The 15,107-nt window shown below is 62.0% G+C and carries 13 protein-coding genes; 5 read left to right on the forward strand and 8 right to left on the reverse strand.

Translation table 11 applies throughout. The annotated features are described in order from the left end of the window. Positions 1–10 precede the first annotated feature (10 nt). The 3 genes from B9N88_RS15515 to B9N88_RS15525 form a co-directional block, all read right to left on the reverse strand. Positions 11–2,044, reverse strand: a complete 2,034-nt coding sequence (locus tag B9N88_RS15515) for an ABC transporter permease subunit (RefSeq protein WP_177327738.1) — start codon at positions 2,042–2,044, stop codon at positions 11–13. 384 nt (positions 2,045–2,428) lie between these two features. Continuing rightward, positions 2,429–3,415, reverse strand: coding sequence for a phosphate ABC transporter substrate-binding protein PstS (locus B9N88_RS15520; RefSeq protein ID WP_016978637.1), 987 nt, complete (start codon positions 3,413–3,415; stop codon positions 2,429–2,431). Positions 3,416–3,682: 267 nt separating this feature from the next. After that, on the reverse strand, positions 3,683–4,972 hold the full coding sequence (locus B9N88_RS15525; RefSeq protein ID WP_027608244.1) for an MFS transporter: 1,290 nt from the start codon (positions 4,970–4,972) through the stop codon (positions 3,683–3,685). A 408-nt stretch (positions 4,973–5,380) separates the two neighbouring features. Here B9N88_RS15525 and B9N88_RS15535 point away from each other — a divergent pair, with 408 nt between their 5' ends. Together B9N88_RS15535 and B9N88_RS15540 are read left to right on the forward strand one after the other, a co-directional pair. Continuing rightward, entirely contained in the window at positions 5,381–5,785 is a 405-nt protein-coding gene (locus B9N88_RS15535; RefSeq protein WP_003176975.1) for an acyl-CoA thioesterase, read from the forward strand. A gap of 57 nt (positions 5,786–5,842) precedes the next feature. Next, positions 5,843–6,742 (forward strand): D-hexose-6-phosphate mutarotase, encoded by a 900-nt coding sequence (locus B9N88_RS15540; RefSeq protein ID WP_027608242.1) that lies wholly within the window; start codon positions 5,843–5,845, stop codon positions 6,740–6,742. Between the two features lie 120 nt (positions 6,743–6,862). Here the strand turns inward: B9N88_RS15540 and B9N88_RS15545 are convergent, their stop codons facing one another. The 5 genes from B9N88_RS15545 to B9N88_RS15565 form a co-directional block, all read right to left on the reverse strand. Then, the gene (locus B9N88_RS15545; RefSeq protein WP_027608241.1) at positions 6,863–7,399 is read right to left on the reverse strand and encodes a DUF3299 domain-containing protein; all 537 of its coding nucleotides are present in this window, start codon (positions 7,397–7,399) and stop codon (positions 6,863–6,865) included. Between the two features lie 77 nt (positions 7,400–7,476). Beyond that, the gene (locus tag B9N88_RS15550) at positions 7,477–7,722 is read right to left on the reverse strand and encodes a GlsB/YeaQ/YmgE family stress response membrane protein (protein ID WP_016978642.1); all 246 of its coding nucleotides are present in this window, start codon (positions 7,720–7,722) and stop codon (positions 7,477–7,479) included. A 104-nt stretch (positions 7,723–7,826) separates the two neighbouring features. Then, on the reverse strand, positions 7,827–8,912 hold the full coding sequence (locus B9N88_RS15555) for a 5-(carboxyamino)imidazole ribonucleotide synthase (protein ID WP_027608240.1): 1,086 nt from the start codon (positions 8,910–8,912) through the stop codon (positions 7,827–7,829). 11 nt (positions 8,913–8,923) lie between these two features. Next, positions 8,924–9,415, reverse strand: coding sequence for a 5-(carboxyamino)imidazole ribonucleotide mutase (purE, locus tag B9N88_RS15560; protein WP_003176980.1), 492 nt, complete (start codon positions 9,413–9,415; stop codon positions 8,924–8,926). A gap of 262 nt (positions 9,416–9,677) precedes the next feature. Beyond that, positions 9,678–10,586, reverse strand: coding sequence for a LysR substrate-binding domain-containing protein (locus B9N88_RS15565; RefSeq protein WP_027608239.1), 909 nt, complete (start codon positions 10,584–10,586; stop codon positions 9,678–9,680). 182 nt (positions 10,587–10,768) lie between these two features. Here B9N88_RS15565 and aspA point away from each other — a divergent pair, with 182 nt between their 5' ends. The 3 genes from aspA (at position 10,769) to B9N88_RS15580 (ending at position 15,085) form a co-directional block, all read left to right on the forward strand. After that, complete coding sequence (gene aspA, locus B9N88_RS15570) at positions 10,769–12,193, forward strand: aspartate ammonia-lyase (RefSeq protein WP_025854459.1); 1,425 nt, start codon at positions 10,769–10,771, stop codon at positions 12,191–12,193. A gap of 391 nt (positions 12,194–12,584) precedes the next feature. Further along, positions 12,585–14,030, forward strand: coding sequence for an alanine/glycine:cation symporter family protein (locus tag B9N88_RS15575; RefSeq protein ID WP_027608238.1), 1,446 nt, complete (start codon positions 12,585–12,587; stop codon positions 14,028–14,030). Positions 14,031–14,107: 77 nt separating this feature from the next. Beyond that, positions 14,108–15,085, forward strand: a complete 978-nt coding sequence (locus B9N88_RS15580; RefSeq protein WP_027608237.1) for an asparaginase — start codon at positions 14,108–14,110, stop codon at positions 15,083–15,085. Positions 15,086–15,107 lie beyond the last annotated feature (22 nt).

Here is a 15,107-nt window from a genome sequence, read left to right on the forward strand (position 1 = left end):
TCTACCTTTCTTAAAGCGACGAGTATTTCTTGCGCAGACGCTGACGAATCAGCTCGGCGAGGGTGTTCATGATGAAGGTGAACAGCAGCAGCACCAGCGCCGAGAGGAACAGCACGCGGTAGTGACTGCCGCCGACTTCCGACTCGGGCATTTCCACCGCGACGTTGGCCGCCAGGGTGCGCAGGCCTTCGAACAGGTTCATCTCCATCACCGGCGTGTTCCCGGTGGCCATCAGCACGATCATGGTCTCGCCCACGGCGCGGCCCATGCCGATCATCAGCGCCGAGAAGATGCCCGGGCTGGCGGTCAGGATCACCACGCGGGTCATGGTCTGCCACGGTGTGGCGCCCAGGGCCAGGGAACCCAGGGTCAGGCCGCGCGGTACGCTGAACACGGCGTCTTCGGCGATGGAATAGATGTTCGGGATCACCGCAAAGCCCATGGCCAGGCCGACCACCAGGGCGTTGCGCTGGTCGTAGGTAATGCCCAGGTCGTGGGAGATCCACATGCGCATGTCGCCGCCGAAGAACCAGGTTTCCAGGTACGGGCTCGTGTACAGCGAGAGCCAGCCCACGAACAGGATCACCGGGATCAGGATCGCGCTTTCCCAACCATCGGGAACCCGCAGGCGAATGGATTCAGGCAGGCGGCTGAAGACAAACCCGGCCACCAGGATGCCAATCGGCAACAGCATCAGCAGGCTGAAGATCCCCGGCAGATGCCCTTCGACATACGGCGCCAGGAACAGGCCGGCGAAGAAGCCGAGGATCACCGTCGGCATGGCTTCCATCAGTTCGATCACCGGCTTGACCTTGCGGCGCAGGCTCGGGGCCATGAAGTAAGCGGTGTAGATCGCCGCGGCAACAGCCAGTGGCGCCGCCAGCAGCATGGCGTAGAACGCCGCCTTCAGGGTACCGAAGGTCAATGGCGCCAGGCTCATCTTGGGTTCGAAGTCGGTGTTGGCGGCGGTCGATTGCCAGACGTACTTAGGTTCGTCGTAGTTTTCGTACCAGACCTTGCTCCACAACGCGCTCCAGGACACTTCCGGGTGCGGGTTGTCCAGCAGCAGCGGCTGCAGCTTGCCGCCGGCTTCGACGATCACCCGGTTGGCGCGCGGCGACATACCAAACACGCCCTGGCCGTCGACCACCGGATCCACCAGCAGGGTGCGGTGGGCGGTGCTGTGGAACACGCCGAATTTGCCGGAGGCGTCGAGGGCGGTGAAGCCTTTGCGCCGCTCTTCGGCGGTGATTTCCACGATGGGCGCGGTGCCCATCTGAAAGGTACGAATCTGCTTGAAGCGCTGCTCGCCATCCGGGTCGCGGGCCATGAACCACTGGGCCAGGCCGCCTTTGGAGTTACCGACGATCAGCGAGATGCCGCCCACCAACTGGGTGCTGGCGGTGACTTCGGCAGCGCCATCTTCCAGTAATTTGTAGCGACCGTTGAGGCTCCTGTCGCGCAGGCTGAACACATCCGCCAGGGCACGTCCGTTGATCACGTACAGCCATTGCTGGCGCGGATCGATGAAGATCGCCTTCACCGGCTCGGTCATTTGCGGCAGCTCGACACGCTTCTGCTCGCTGGTGACTTCACCGGTCATCATGTTTTCTTCGCGGCTCAGGGTCAGCACGTTCAAGTGCGAACCGGCCGAGCCTGCCACCACCAGCGACGTATCGGTGGCGTTGAGGGCAACATGCTCCAACGGGCGGCCGGCATCGTCGAGCACGATCGGCGTTTCACCGTAGGGGTATTCAATCGCAGGCGTGATGGTTTTCTTGCCGTCCGGGTACGACACCTTATAGGTGTGACGGAACACCAGGGACTGGCCATTGGACAAACCGAGGATCACCAGCGGGCTGCCCGGCTGGTCTTCACCGATGGAAGCCACGCTCACGCCGGGCGCAAGCGGCAGGTCGACACGCTTGAGTTCGGCACCGCTCGTGACGTCAAAGAACAGCGCCTGGCCCTTGTCGGAAACCCGCATGGCGACCTGGTTCTGCTCTTCCAGGGAGATCAACAACGGCTTGCCGGCGTCCTGCATCCAGGCGGGCGTCAGTGCGTCTTCCTTGGTCAGCGAGGCGCCTTGGAACAGTGGCGCGACCACGTAGGCGAGGAAAAAGAAGATCAGGGTGATCGCACCCAGAACGGCGAGGCCGCCCACCAGCACGTACCAACGGGTCAGGCGATCCTTGAGCGCGCGAATACGGCGCTTGCGTTGCAGCTCAGGCGTATTGAAATCAATGCGCTTGGGGGGAGAAGTTGTCGTCATGGTGGAATTGGCCAGATCATTCATGCGCACACCCTAGCGATCCTGTATGACAGAAAGATGACAGTGCAGTGACGCAACAAATCCGCCGCGAAGCAGGGCTGGCAGCGGACTAGAAAATTTGGATGCGGGGCCGGTATCCCGGCCCCGCAGAGGCAATCAGTTGCCTTCTTTCAGACCCAGGTCAGCCAGGGCCTTGGCGGCAACCTTGGCTGGCAGTGGGATGTAGCCGTCCTTGACGACCACTTCCTGGCCCTGTTTGGACAGAACCAGTTTCACGAACTCGGCTTCCAGCGGGGCCAGAGGCTTGTTCGGGGCTTTGTTGACGTAAACGTAGAGGAAACGCGACAGCGGGTATTTGCCGTTCAGGGCGTTTTCTTCGCTGTCTTCGATGAAGTCAGTGCTGCCTTTCTTGGCCAGGGCCACGGTCTTCACACTGGCGGTCTTGTAGCCGATGCCCGAATAACCGATGCCGTTCAGCGAGGAGCTGATCGACTGCACGACGGAAGCCGAGCCGGGTTGTTCGTTCACGTTAGGCTTGTAGTCGCCTTTGCACAGGGCTTCTTCCTTGAAGTAGCCGTAGGTGCCGGATACCGAGTTACGGCCGAACAGTTGCACTGGCTTGTTGGCCAGGTCGCCGGTCACACCCAGGTCACCCCAGGTTTTCACATCGGCTTTGCCACCGCACAGGCGAGTCGAGGAGAAGATCGCGTCGACTTGTTCCATGGTCAGGTGCTGGATCGGGTTGTCCTTGTGCACGAACACGGCCAGGGCGTCCACGGCAACCGGGATAGCGGTTGGCTTGTAGCCGTACTTCTGCTCGAAGGCCGCCAGTTCGGTGTCCTTCATCTTGCGGCTCATCGGGCCCAGGTTGGAGGTGCCTTCAGTCAGCGCAGGTGGCGCGGTGGCGGAGCCGGCAGCTTGAATCTGGATGTTGACGTTCGGGTATTCCTTTTTGTAACCCTCGGCCCACAGGGTCATCAGGTTGGCCAGGGTATCGGAACCGACGCTGGACAAGTTGCCCGACACACCAGTGGTCTTGACGTAAGCCGGGATTGCCGGATCAACACCTGCAGCCACCGCGTTGGCGGTCGCAACGCCAGCAGCGACAAAAGTCATTGCCGCCATCAAACGTTTCAGTTTCATGCCTTGCTCCTAGCAGATAGGGATAGTTGGATCGGGGCCAAGTATCGAGAGGCCGTGTGAACACTCTATGTCTGAAATATGACAATTGGATGAAAGGCCAGCATTGGAGATCACACAACAAAAGGAGAGAAGGTCGGGACGTACGAGGAGGTTAGGGCGACTAAGCGACTTCTTGGAAACAAGCGGTAATTGTTATAAAACGCAAGGCATGTGGCGAGGGAGCAAGCTCCCTCGCCACATGGTTACCGGTAAAAGCGCTAAACGGGGTTACCGCCCGCGCTTCCACAGATACCCACCCACCACCATCCCCATCACGCACAGGACAGCCACGTAGTAGGCCGGCCCCATCGGGCTTTCCTTCATCAGCAGCGACACCGCCAGGGGCGTCAGCCCGCCGAATACGGCGTAGGCCACGTTGTAGGAAAACGACAGGCCACTGAAGCGCACCACGGGCGGGAAGGCTTTCACCATCACGTAAGGCACCACGCCAATGGTGCCGACGAACAGGCCGGTCAAGGCGTACAGCGGGAACAGCCAGTCCGGGTGGGTCATGAGGCTGTGGTACAGCGTCCAGGAGGTCGCCAGCAGCAAGGCGCAACCGCTTACCAGTACACGCCCGGCACCAAAACGGTCAGCCAGGGCGCCGGAGGCAATGCAGCCAAGGCTCAACGTCACGATGGCCAGGCTATTGGCCTGCAGCGCAACAGTCGGGCTGAAGTGGTAGATGGTCTGCAGCACGGTCGGGGTCATCAGGATGACCACCACGACGCCAGCTGACAGCAGCCAGGTCAGCAGCATCGACAACACGATGGCACCGCGGTGGTCACGTAATACGGCACGCAATGGCAGCTCGGCGGCCAGGGTCTTGCGTTGCTGCATCTCGGCGAAGATCGGCGTTTCATGCAACCAGCGGCGCAGGTACACCGACAGCAGGCCGAACACGCCACCGAGCAGGAACGGAATGCGCCAAGCGTAATCCGAGACCTGCTCAGGGCTGTAAATAGTGTTGATCGCGGTAGCGACCAGCGAGCCCAGCAGGATCCCGGCGGTCAGGCCGCTGGTCAGGGTGCCGCAGGCGTAGCCGATATGGCGCGGCGGTACGTGTTCGGAGACGAACACCCAGGCGCCGGGGACTTCACCGCCAATCGCTGCGCCCTGGATGATGCGCATCAACAGCAACAGGACCGGTGCCCACAGGCCGATCTGCGCGTAGGTTGGCAGCAGGCCCATGATCAGGGTCGGCACGGCCATCATGAAGATGCTCAGGGTGAACATTTTCTTGCGGCCCAGCAGGTCACCGAAGTGCGCCATGATGATGCCGCCCAGCGGGCGTGCCAGGTAACCGGCGGCGAAGATGCCGAAGGTCTGCATCATGCGCAGCCATTCGGGCATATCGACAGGGAAGAACAGTTTTCCGACCACGGTGGCGAAAAATACGAAAATGATGAAGTCATAAAACTCCAGCGCCCCGCCCAAGGCAGACAGCGACAGGGTTTTGTAGTCGTTGCGGGTCAGCGGGCGCGACGGTTGCGCACTGCTTGCAGGCACGGAGGACATGGCAAGGCTTCTCTTATAGTAGTCAGCTTGATAAGGACGACACGCCCGGGACCGGCGGCGGTCTGGCAAGATAGCAAATCGCTTGTAAAAGCACAGCGCCAGGAGAACAGTTGCGCGCAAAAGCCGCGATACAGCGGCTATTTACCGACCAAATGAGCGCCGGGAGGTCGTCGTGGCGCCAGGGTCTCGATATACTCGGCCCTTGCAAGCGCAAGAACCCCAGGCTTGAGGGGCTGCTGCGCCAAAACGTCGTTGGGTGCCATCCAGCCGATTTGGCAGAGTTTCCCTTTAGTACGCCTTACGAGAAACGTATCGAACGGAGTATGTTTGTGCTGAAACGTTTTTCTAACAGTCGGCTATCCACCTTGCTCCACCTATAAAAGCGTCACGGGTCAGAGGCCCCCCGGCATGATCGAACTCGAACAAGAAGATCCTATCCCGCAAGGCGATCTCGCCCTGCAAATCACCGCGCTCCCGCGTGAAACCAACGGTTTTGGCGATATCTTCGGCGGCTGGCTGGTCGCGCAGATGGACCTCGCCGGTACCGCCATGGCCAGCAAGGTCGCAGGCGGGCGTGTGGCCACCGTGGCCATTGACCGCATGGCGTTCCTGGTGCCGGTGGCAGTGGGCGCGCAACTGTCCTTCTATACCCAGGCCCTGGAAATCGGCCGCAGCTCGATCCAGATGATGGTCGAAGTGTGGAGCGACGACCCGCTGTCCAGCGAATGGCGCAAGGTCACCGAGGCGGTGTTTGTATTTGTCGCTATCGATGGCAGCGGCCGCACACGCTCGGTGCCATCGCGCGCGCGTTAAACCTCGCGGGGTTTTGACGGTCAATTGCCCCATTGCCTGCCATTGAGAGTGCCTGTTATGCCTACGCCCCACGTTGAGACCGTAAAAATCGACGAGCTGGACTGCTGGCGCATCCGCCATAACGGCGCCGAGCTGATGATTGCCCAGCAGGGCGCGCATATCTTCAGTTACGGCCGCGAAGGCGAGCAGCCGCTGATCTGGCCGAACCCTGAGGCGGTGTTCAAGAAGGGCAAGGGCATTCGTACCGGCGTCCCGGTGTGCTGGCCCTGGTTTGGGGTGTTCGACCGCAACCCGTCCAGCGTAAAGGCGATGCGCCAAAGTGATCAGCCTGCGGGCGCTCACGGTTTCGTGCGTACCGCGACCTGGGCATTGGCCGGGACCACCCTTGAAGGTGAAGCGCTGCGGGTGGACCTGAAGCTACCGGTTCCTGCAGGCGGCTTCCCCGGCTGGCCCCATCAGGTCGACCTGAGCCTGAGCCTGCTGCTGGACGATCAACTGCACATCCGCCTGACCAGCCACAACCGTGGCGACGGCACTGTCACGCTCAGCCAGGCGCTGCACACCTACTTCGCCGTGAGCGACGTACGCAACGTGCAGGTCGAAGGCCTGGACGGCTCGGCGTACATCGATACCGCCGATGGCTGGAGCGAGAAAACCCAGTCCGGCCTGCTGCACTTCACTGCCGAGACCGACCGCATCTACCTCGATACGCCCCCGTCGCTGAGCATCCTCGATCAGGACTGGCAGCGTCGCATCCAGCTCACCAGCCAAGGCTCGAAATCCACCGTGATCTGGAACCCCTGGACCGAACGCGCCAAGGCCTTCGACGACATGGCCGATGATGGCTGGCAGGGCATGCTGTGCATCGAGACGGCGAATGTGCTGGATGATGTGGTGACGCTGGCGCCGGGTGAAAGCCACACGCTGGGTGTGAGCATCACCGGTGTTACCCGGTAGATGGAGTTCCAAATGTGGGAGGGGGCTTGCCCCCGATAGCGGTGAATCAGTCACCAAAGACAGTGACTGGCACCCTGCTATCGGGGGCAAGCCCCCTCCCACATTGGGTTCAGCGGAAGCTTATAGATCGGATTCCTTTACGACCCGCACCTTGCCCGCATCCAGCGCATAGGCGGCGTCGGCCAAATCGTTGTTCACCGTCTCCACCTTCAACGTGCCGGTCACCCACAGCGGCGTGTAGATATCATCCAGCTTCAAACCCTTGGGATAACGCACCAGCACCAACTGGTTAGGCGGCGGTGGCGGCACGTGGATGCAGGCGCCCGGGTATGGCACCAGGAAGAACAGCGTGCTGCGGCCTTTGGCGTCGGTTTCCAACGGCACCGGGTAGCCGCCGATCCGGATGTTCCTGCCGTTCATGGCGGCCACGGTCTTGGTCGAGTACATCACCGCCGGCAAGCCTTTGCTCTGCTTCAGGCCACCTTTGTCGGTGAACGTGCCTTGGGCTTCGGGGGAGTTGTGATCGATCTCGGGCATGGCTTCGAGGGCCTTCTGGTCCGACAGCGGCATCAGGTCGAGCCAGTCGGTTTCCGGCAATTCACCGGCATGGGCCAGGCCAGAGCCCAGCAGAAGAAGAGTCAACAGGAGACGGCGCATGGAGAGGCTCGGCAAGTACAAGTGGCGAGCATTCTAGCCCTCTGCGCCTGCGCAGCGCAGAGGACTTTGTCGGCTGATTACTTCTTTTTGATCAGGCCGTAGATCACCAGCAGGATGATTGCGCCGACCAGTGCGCCGATAAAGCCTGCGCCTTGACCCGCCTGGTAGATGCCCAGCGCCTGGCCACCGTAGGTCGCGGCCAGGGAACCGGCGATACCCAGCAGGATGGTCATGATCCAGCCCATGCTGTCGTCGCCGGGCTTGAGGAAACGCGCCAACAGGCCGACGATCAAGCCGATAAAGATGGTTCCGATGATACCCATGGCATTTCCCTCTGAATGAAGTGAGCTATGCCAAAGCCTAGACAGGCTTTGGCATCCTGCAATCAGAGGACGGCGATAACCAATGGTTCCCGCCGACCCCCGGGTTATTGCTCGGCGATCAGCGCTTCGACCTTGAGGATCTGCGCTTGCAGCGTTGCGCGGTCCTTGCAGCGCAGGTTGGCGTGGCCGACCTTGCGCCCGGCCTTGAAGGCCTTGCCGTAGTGATGCAGATGGCAGTCTTCGATGGCGATCACGCGCTCCACCGGCGGTACCACGCCGATAAAGTTGAGCATCGCGCTCTCACCGACCTTGGCCGTGGAGCCCAATGGCAAGCCCGCGACAGCGCGCAGGTGGTTTTCGAACTGGCTGCACTCGGCGCCTTCGGTGGTCCAGTGCCCGGAGTTATGCACACGCGGGGCGATTTCGTTGGCCTTGAGGCCGCCGTCGACTTCAAAGAACTCGAACGCCATCACACCGACGTAATCCAGCTGCTTGAGCACGCGGCTGGAATAGTCTTCGGCCAGGGCCTGCAACGGGTGATCGGTGCTGGCCACGGACAGCTTGAGGATGCCGCTGTCATGGGTGTTGTGCACCAACGGATAGAAGCGGGTCTCACCATCCCGGGCACGCACGGCGATCAACGAGACTTCGCCGGTGAACGGCACGAAGCCTTCAAGCAAGCAGGCCACGCTGCCCAGTTCGGCGAAAGTGCCGACCACATCGGCGGCGGTGCGCAGGACTTTCTGGCCCTTGCCGTCGTAGCCCAGGGTGCGGGTTTTCAGCACGGCCGGCAGGCCGATGCTGGCGACGGCAGCGTCCAGGTCCGCCTGGGACTGGATATCGGCGAAGGCTGGGGTCGGAATGCCCAGGTCCTTGAACATGCTTTTCTCGAACCAGCGGTCACGGGCAATGCGCAAGGCTTCGGCGCTCGGGTACACCGGTACGAACTGCGACAGGAAGGCCACGGTTTCGGCCGGTACGCTTTCAAACTCGAACGTCACCAAATCGACTTCGTCGGCCAGTTGGCGCAGGTGGTCCGGGTCGCTGTAGTCAGCGCGCAGGTGTTCACCCAAGGCTGCCGCACAGGCGTCCGGCGCCGGGTCCAGGAAAGCGAAGTTCATCCCCAGCGGGGTACCCGCCAGGGCCAGCATGCGGCCCAGTTGGCCGCCACCGATTACACCGATTTTCATCGTCAACACCCTCAGGCGATACGTGGGTCTGGATTGTCCAGCACGCTGTCTGTCTGCTCGGCACGGAATTTCTTCAGCACCGCGTGGAACTGCGGGTGCTTGGCGCCCAGGATACTGGCGGACAGCAGGGCTGCGTTGATGGCACCGGCCTTGCCGATCGCCAGGGTGGCCACCGGGATACCGGCCGGCATCTGCACGATGGACAACAGCGAATCCACGCCCGAGAGCATTGCCGACTGCACCGGTACGCCAAGCACCGGCAGGTGGGTCTTGGCCGCACACATGCCCGGCAGGTGTGCGGCACCGCCGGCACCGGCGATGATCACCTCGATGCCACGGGATTCTGCTTCATCGGCATACTGGAACAGCAAATCCGGGGTGCGGTGGGCAGAGACCACTTTCACTTCATACGGAATGCCGAGTTTTTCCAGCATATCGGCGGTGTGGCTAAGGGTGGACCAATCGGACTTGGAGCCCATGATCACGCCAACCAATGCACTCATCGTCGTGCCTCTTCTCTCTGGGCGCCCGCAGGCGCGTCAAAAAACAACAAGCCACGCGGGAAATCCGGCGTGGCTTGTTGTACGAAATGTGGCCGGTTGGACCGGCCGAAGGCCGCGCAGTATACCGTAATAATCCAGATAAACAGCCCCTGGGATGACCATCTGTCTAGCGGGGCAAAGTGGCGGTTTTATTGACTTTCAAGTCAGCCAAATCACCACAAGCCCCCTCCCCCATTTGCCCTGCATTCGGCCCGAGATTGGCTCAGGCATTCTGCGCCGCGCCACCTTCCAACTTGCGCCACAACAACCGCACATTCGCCTTGCGCACCAGCGCGCAGCGATACAGACGAATTTCCAGCGGCACATGCCATTGCGGCCCGCCGCAGACCACCAACTCACCGCGGGCCAGTTCGGCCCGCACGCTCAGTTGCGGCACCCAGGCGATGCCCAGGCCTTCCAGGGCCATGCTTTTGAGGCTGTCGGCCATGGCGGTTTCGTACACCGTGGTAAAGCGCAGCGCGCGCTGGCGCAGCAACAGGTGCACGGAACGGCCGAGGAACGCCCCGGCGCTGTAGGCCAGCAGCGGCACACTGCCCTCTCCTTCGAGGTCGAACAGCGGCTTGCCGTCGGCGTCGGCCGCGCATACCGGGAGCATTTCGGTGTTGCCCAGGTGCAGTGAGGGGAAGATTTCGGCGTCCATTTGCATCGCCGCATCCGGGTCGTAGAACGCCAGCATCAGGTCGCAGCCGCCTTCGCGCAGGGCATGCACCGCATCGCCGACGTTGGTGGCCACCAGCCGCGTGGCGATGTTCAGGCCGTCGTTGCGCAGTTGCGCGATCCAGCGCGGGAAGAAACCCAACGCCAGGGAGTGGGCCGCGGCCACTTGCATGACTTCGCCCTGCCCGCCTTCCAGGTGATGCAAATGGCGCAGCACTTCGCCGAGCTGCTCGACCACGGTACGCGCGGTGACCAGGAACAGCTGCCCCGCCGCCGTCAACTCAACCGGCGTGCGCGAGCGATTGACCAGGGTCAGGCCCAATGCGGCCTCAAGGCTGCGGATACGTCGGCTGAACGCCGGCTGGGTGACAAAGCGCCGCTCCGCCGCCTGGGAAAAGCTGCGAGTCGCCGCCAGGGCGCTGAAGTCTTCCAGCCATTTGCTCTCAAGGTTCATCACTGCCTCCCACGGATACGCACCATTTTGGCACACACGCCCGCCATGATAGCCGGGTCACACTCACATTATGCCGTTTATGCATAGGCCAGTGTTTAACAGCATTGGCCCAAAATTTCCTACAGGCCTAGCATTCGCAGCGTTCCGGCCTGTTCCGGGTCCATATCGAGATGATTTCCGTCATGTCCTCCGCTGCATCATTCCGCACAGAAAAAGACCTGCTTGGCGTACTCGAAGTACCTGCCCAAGCGTATTACGGCATCCAGACCCTGCGAGCGGTGAATAACTTCCGCCTCTCGGGCGTTCCGATTTCGCATTACCCGAAATTGGTGGTCGGCCTGGCAATGGTCAAGCAAGCGGCGGCTGATGCCAACCGCGAGTTGGGCCAGCTCAGCGAAGCCAAGCACGCGGCCATCAGCGAAGCCTGTGCCCGCCTGATCCGCGGCGATTTCCACGAAGAATTCGTGGTGGACATGATTCAAGGCGGCGCCGGCACTTCAACCAACATGAATGCCAACGAAGTCATCGCCAACATCGCGTTGGAGGCCATGGGCCACAACAAGGGCGAATACCAGTACCTGCACCCCAACAACGACGTGAACATGGCGCAGTCGACCAACGACGCCTACCCGACCGCGATCCGCCTGGGCCTGCTGTTGGGCCACGACGCGCTGCTGGCCAGCCTCGACAGCCTGATCCAGGCGTTCGCCGCCAAGGGCGTCGAGTTCAGCCACGTGCTGAAAATGGGCCGCACCCAATTGCAGGACGCCGTGCCGATGACCCTCGGCCAGGAATTCCGTGCGTTCGCCACTACCCTCGGTGAAGACCTGGCCCGCCTGAAAACCCTGGCGCCAGAGCTGCTCACCGAAGTGAACCTGGGCGGTACCGCCATCGGCACCGGCATCAACGCCGACCCACGCTACCAGGCCCTGGCCGTACAACGCCTGGCCGTTATCAGCGGCCAGCCAGTGGTCCCGGCTGCCGACCTGATCGAAGCCACCTCCGACATGGGCGCCTTCGTGCTGTTCTCCGGCATGCTCAAGCGTACCGCCGTGAAACTGTCGAAGATCTGCAACGACCTGCGCCTGCTATCCAGCGGCCCACGCACCGGCATCAACGAGATCAACCTGCCGGCGCGCCAGCCAGGCAGCTCGATCATGCCCGGCAAGGTCAACCCGGTGATCCCGGAAGCCGTGAACCAGGTTGCGTTCCAAGTCATCGGCAACGACCTGGCCCTGACCATGGCGGCCGAAGGCGGCCAGCTGCAACTGAACGTGATGGAGCCGCTGATCGCCTTCAAGATCTTCGACTCGATCCGCCTGCTGCAACGCGCCATGGACATGCTGCGCGAGCACTGCATCGTCGGCATCACCGCCAACGAAGCCCGCTGCCGCGAACTGGTGGAGCACTCCATCGGCCTGGTCACCGCGCTGAACCCGTACATCGGCTATGAAAACGCCACCCGCATTGCGCGTATCGCCCTCGAAAGCGGCCGCGGCGTGCTGGAACTGGTGCGCGAAGAAGGCTTGCTCGACGACGCCATGCTCGACGACATCCTGCGCCCCGAAAACATGATTGCCCCACGCCTGGTCCCGTTGAAGGCCTAAGCGTTTGTTGCACCGCTCACCAGGTTGAGGGACTAGACACCTCTCACCTTTTGAGGGCCTGAAGGCTCGTTCTTCAGGCCCTTTTTTTTGCCTCAAGGTTGTGAAATGACGCCCATAAAAAATCCAATATCGCCCTGCAAACCCTCCTTGCCTGTAACAGCTTGGCTGAAACCTTTAATCAGCCCGAGCAGACGGATCACGTTCGCCTAGGTATAGTGCCGCCCCTCTTCGCGTCTGCGGCCGTCGGTAACGAGCCCGGATACACGCGATAGCGCATGAATAACAACACCCGCAAAAGGATTGGGGTCGAACCGTCGCGCACTGCCTGGTGCTATGCGAGGGGTAGGACCGTCCTGCGTTTGCCATTAGAAAAATCAGCGAGGAACACTCCATGCTCGAAGTCATCAACGACTTCCTCTCAGGGAAAGTACTGATCGTGCTCATTGTCGGGCTCGGCGGTTATTTCACGATCCGCTCGCGTTTCGTTCAATTGCGTCACTTTTTCCACATGTTTTCGGTGTTTCGCGACAGCCTGAAAAACAGCTCCGACCAACTCAGCTCGTTCCAGGCGCTGATGCTCAGCCTGGCCGGGCGTGTCGGTGCCGGCAACATCGCGGGTGTCGGCATTGCCGTGACCCTGGGCGGCCCGGGTGCCGTGTTCTGGATGTGGGTCACCGCGCTGGTGGGCATGTCTTCGAGCTTTATCGAGTGCTCCCTCGGCCAGTTGTACAAGCGCACTGACGCGGAAGGCACCTACCGTGGCGGCCCGGCCTATTACATCCAGCACGGCCTGCACAAGCGCTGGCTGGGGATGGTCATGGCGTTCCTGCTGCTGGTGACCTTCGGCTTTGCCTTCAACGGCCTGCAAGCCCACGCCGTGACCCACTCGCTGAACAACGCGTTTGGCCTGGACACCACCTACACCGGCCTGGCCCTGGCGGTATTGCTGGGCCTGGTGTTCATCGGCGGGATCAAGCGCATCGCCTCGATCGCCGACCTGCTGGTACCGGTCAAGACCCTGGTCTACATCGCCGTGACCCTGTATGTGATCGTGCTGCAATTCGACCACGTACCGGCCATGCTCGCGACCATCGTCAAAAGCGCCTTCGGCCTCGACCAAGCCTTCGGCGGCCTGGTGGGCAGCGCAATCATCATGGGTGTGAAACGCGGCGTGTTCGCCAACGAAGCCGGCCTGGGCAGTGCGCCCAACGTAGCGGCCGTCGCTTCGGTAGAACACCCGATCGCCCAAGGCGTGGTCCAGGCGTTCAGCGTGTTCCTCGACACCTTCGTGATCTGCACCTGCACCGCGCTGCTGATCCTGCTCTCCGGTTTCTACACCCCAGGCTTCGAAGGCGACGGCATTGCCCTGACCCAGAACTCCCTGGCCGCTGTGGTGGGTGACTGGGGCCGCATGTTTATCTCGGTGGCCCTGGCGTTGTTCGTGTTTACCTCGATCATGTACAACTACTACCTGGGCGAGAGCAACCTGCGCTTCCTGGTGGGCAACAACCGCAAGGTGCTGATGGGCTATCGCGCGCTGGTGCTGGTGCTGATTTTCTGGGGTTCGATCGAGAACCTGAGCACCGTGTTCGCCTTCGCCGACATCACCATGACCATGCTGGCGTTCGTCAACCTGTTCGCCCTGGCATTCCTGTTCAAGATTGCCATGCGCATCCTGAACGACTACGACAACCAGCGCGCGGCAGGCATCAAGACCCCGGTGTTCGACTCCAGCCAGTTCCCAGACCTGGACCTGGATCGCAAGGCCTGGCCGGCTAATCCGGTAAAACCGCAAGCGACCCCAGCGGCGGAACTGAACGCTCAAGTGCAACGCTGAGCGTAGACAGATGACACGCCGCCCGGCCTTGGGCATGCTCTGGGCCCGGCGGCGTTTTTCGTTCAGGAGAATCTTCGATGTCCCCAGCCAATAATCTCATGGTGCTCTACACCGGTGGCACCATCGGCATGCAGGCCAGCGCCAATGGCCTGGCCCCCGCGTCCGGTTTTGAAGCGCGCATGCGCGAACAGCTCGCCAACGTGTCAGTACCCGCCTGGCGCTTCCGGGAAATGTCCCCGCTGATCGACAGCGCCAACATGACCCCCGCCTACTGGCAGCGCCTGCGCACCGCCGTGGTCGAGGCCGTGGATGACGGTTGCGATGCCGTGCTGATCCTGCACGGCACCGACACCCTCGCCTACAGCGCAGCAGCGATGAGCTTCCAGCTGTTGGGCTTGCCGGCGCCGGTGGTGTTCACCGGTTCGATGTTGCCTGCCGGCGTCCCCGACAGCGATGCCTGGGAAAACGTCAGCGGAGCCCTGCTGGCGTTGGGCAAGGGCCTGGCACCCGGCGTGCACCTGTACTTCCACGGCGCGCTGATGGCCCCGACCCGCTGCGCGAAGATCCGCAGCTTTGGTCGCCATCCGTTCGCCGCGCTGCAGCGCAACGGCGGTGTGGCCAAGGCCGAAGCGCTGCCCGCCGCGCTGGATTACCGCCAACCGAAGGCCCTGGCCAATGTCGGTGTATTGCCGCTGGTACCGGGCATCGCCGCAGCACCATTGGACGCATTGCTCGGCAGCGGCATCCAGGCACTGGTGTTGGAATGCTTCGGCAGCGGCACCGGGCCCAGCGACAACCCTGAGTTTCTTGCCAGCCTCCAGCGCGCCGAAGAAAACGGCATCGTGGTCGTGGCAATCACCCAATGCCATGAAGGCGGCGTGGAACTGGATGTGTATGAAGCCGGCAGCCGCCTGCGTGGCGTGGGCGTGTTGTCAGGTGGCGGCATGACCCGTGAAGCGGTATTCGGCAAGCTCAACGCGTTGCTCGGGGCCGGGCTGTCCATCGCCGAAGTCCGGCGACTGGTAGAGCTGGACCTGTGCGGCGAACTGAGCTGACCCCACCGCCGCACTGTAGATA

Source organism: Pseudomonas sp. LAMO17WK12:I1, assembly GCF_900177315.1.
GTDB lineage: Bacteria > Pseudomonadota > Gammaproteobacteria > Pseudomonadales > Pseudomonadaceae > Aquipseudomonas > Aquipseudomonas marginalis.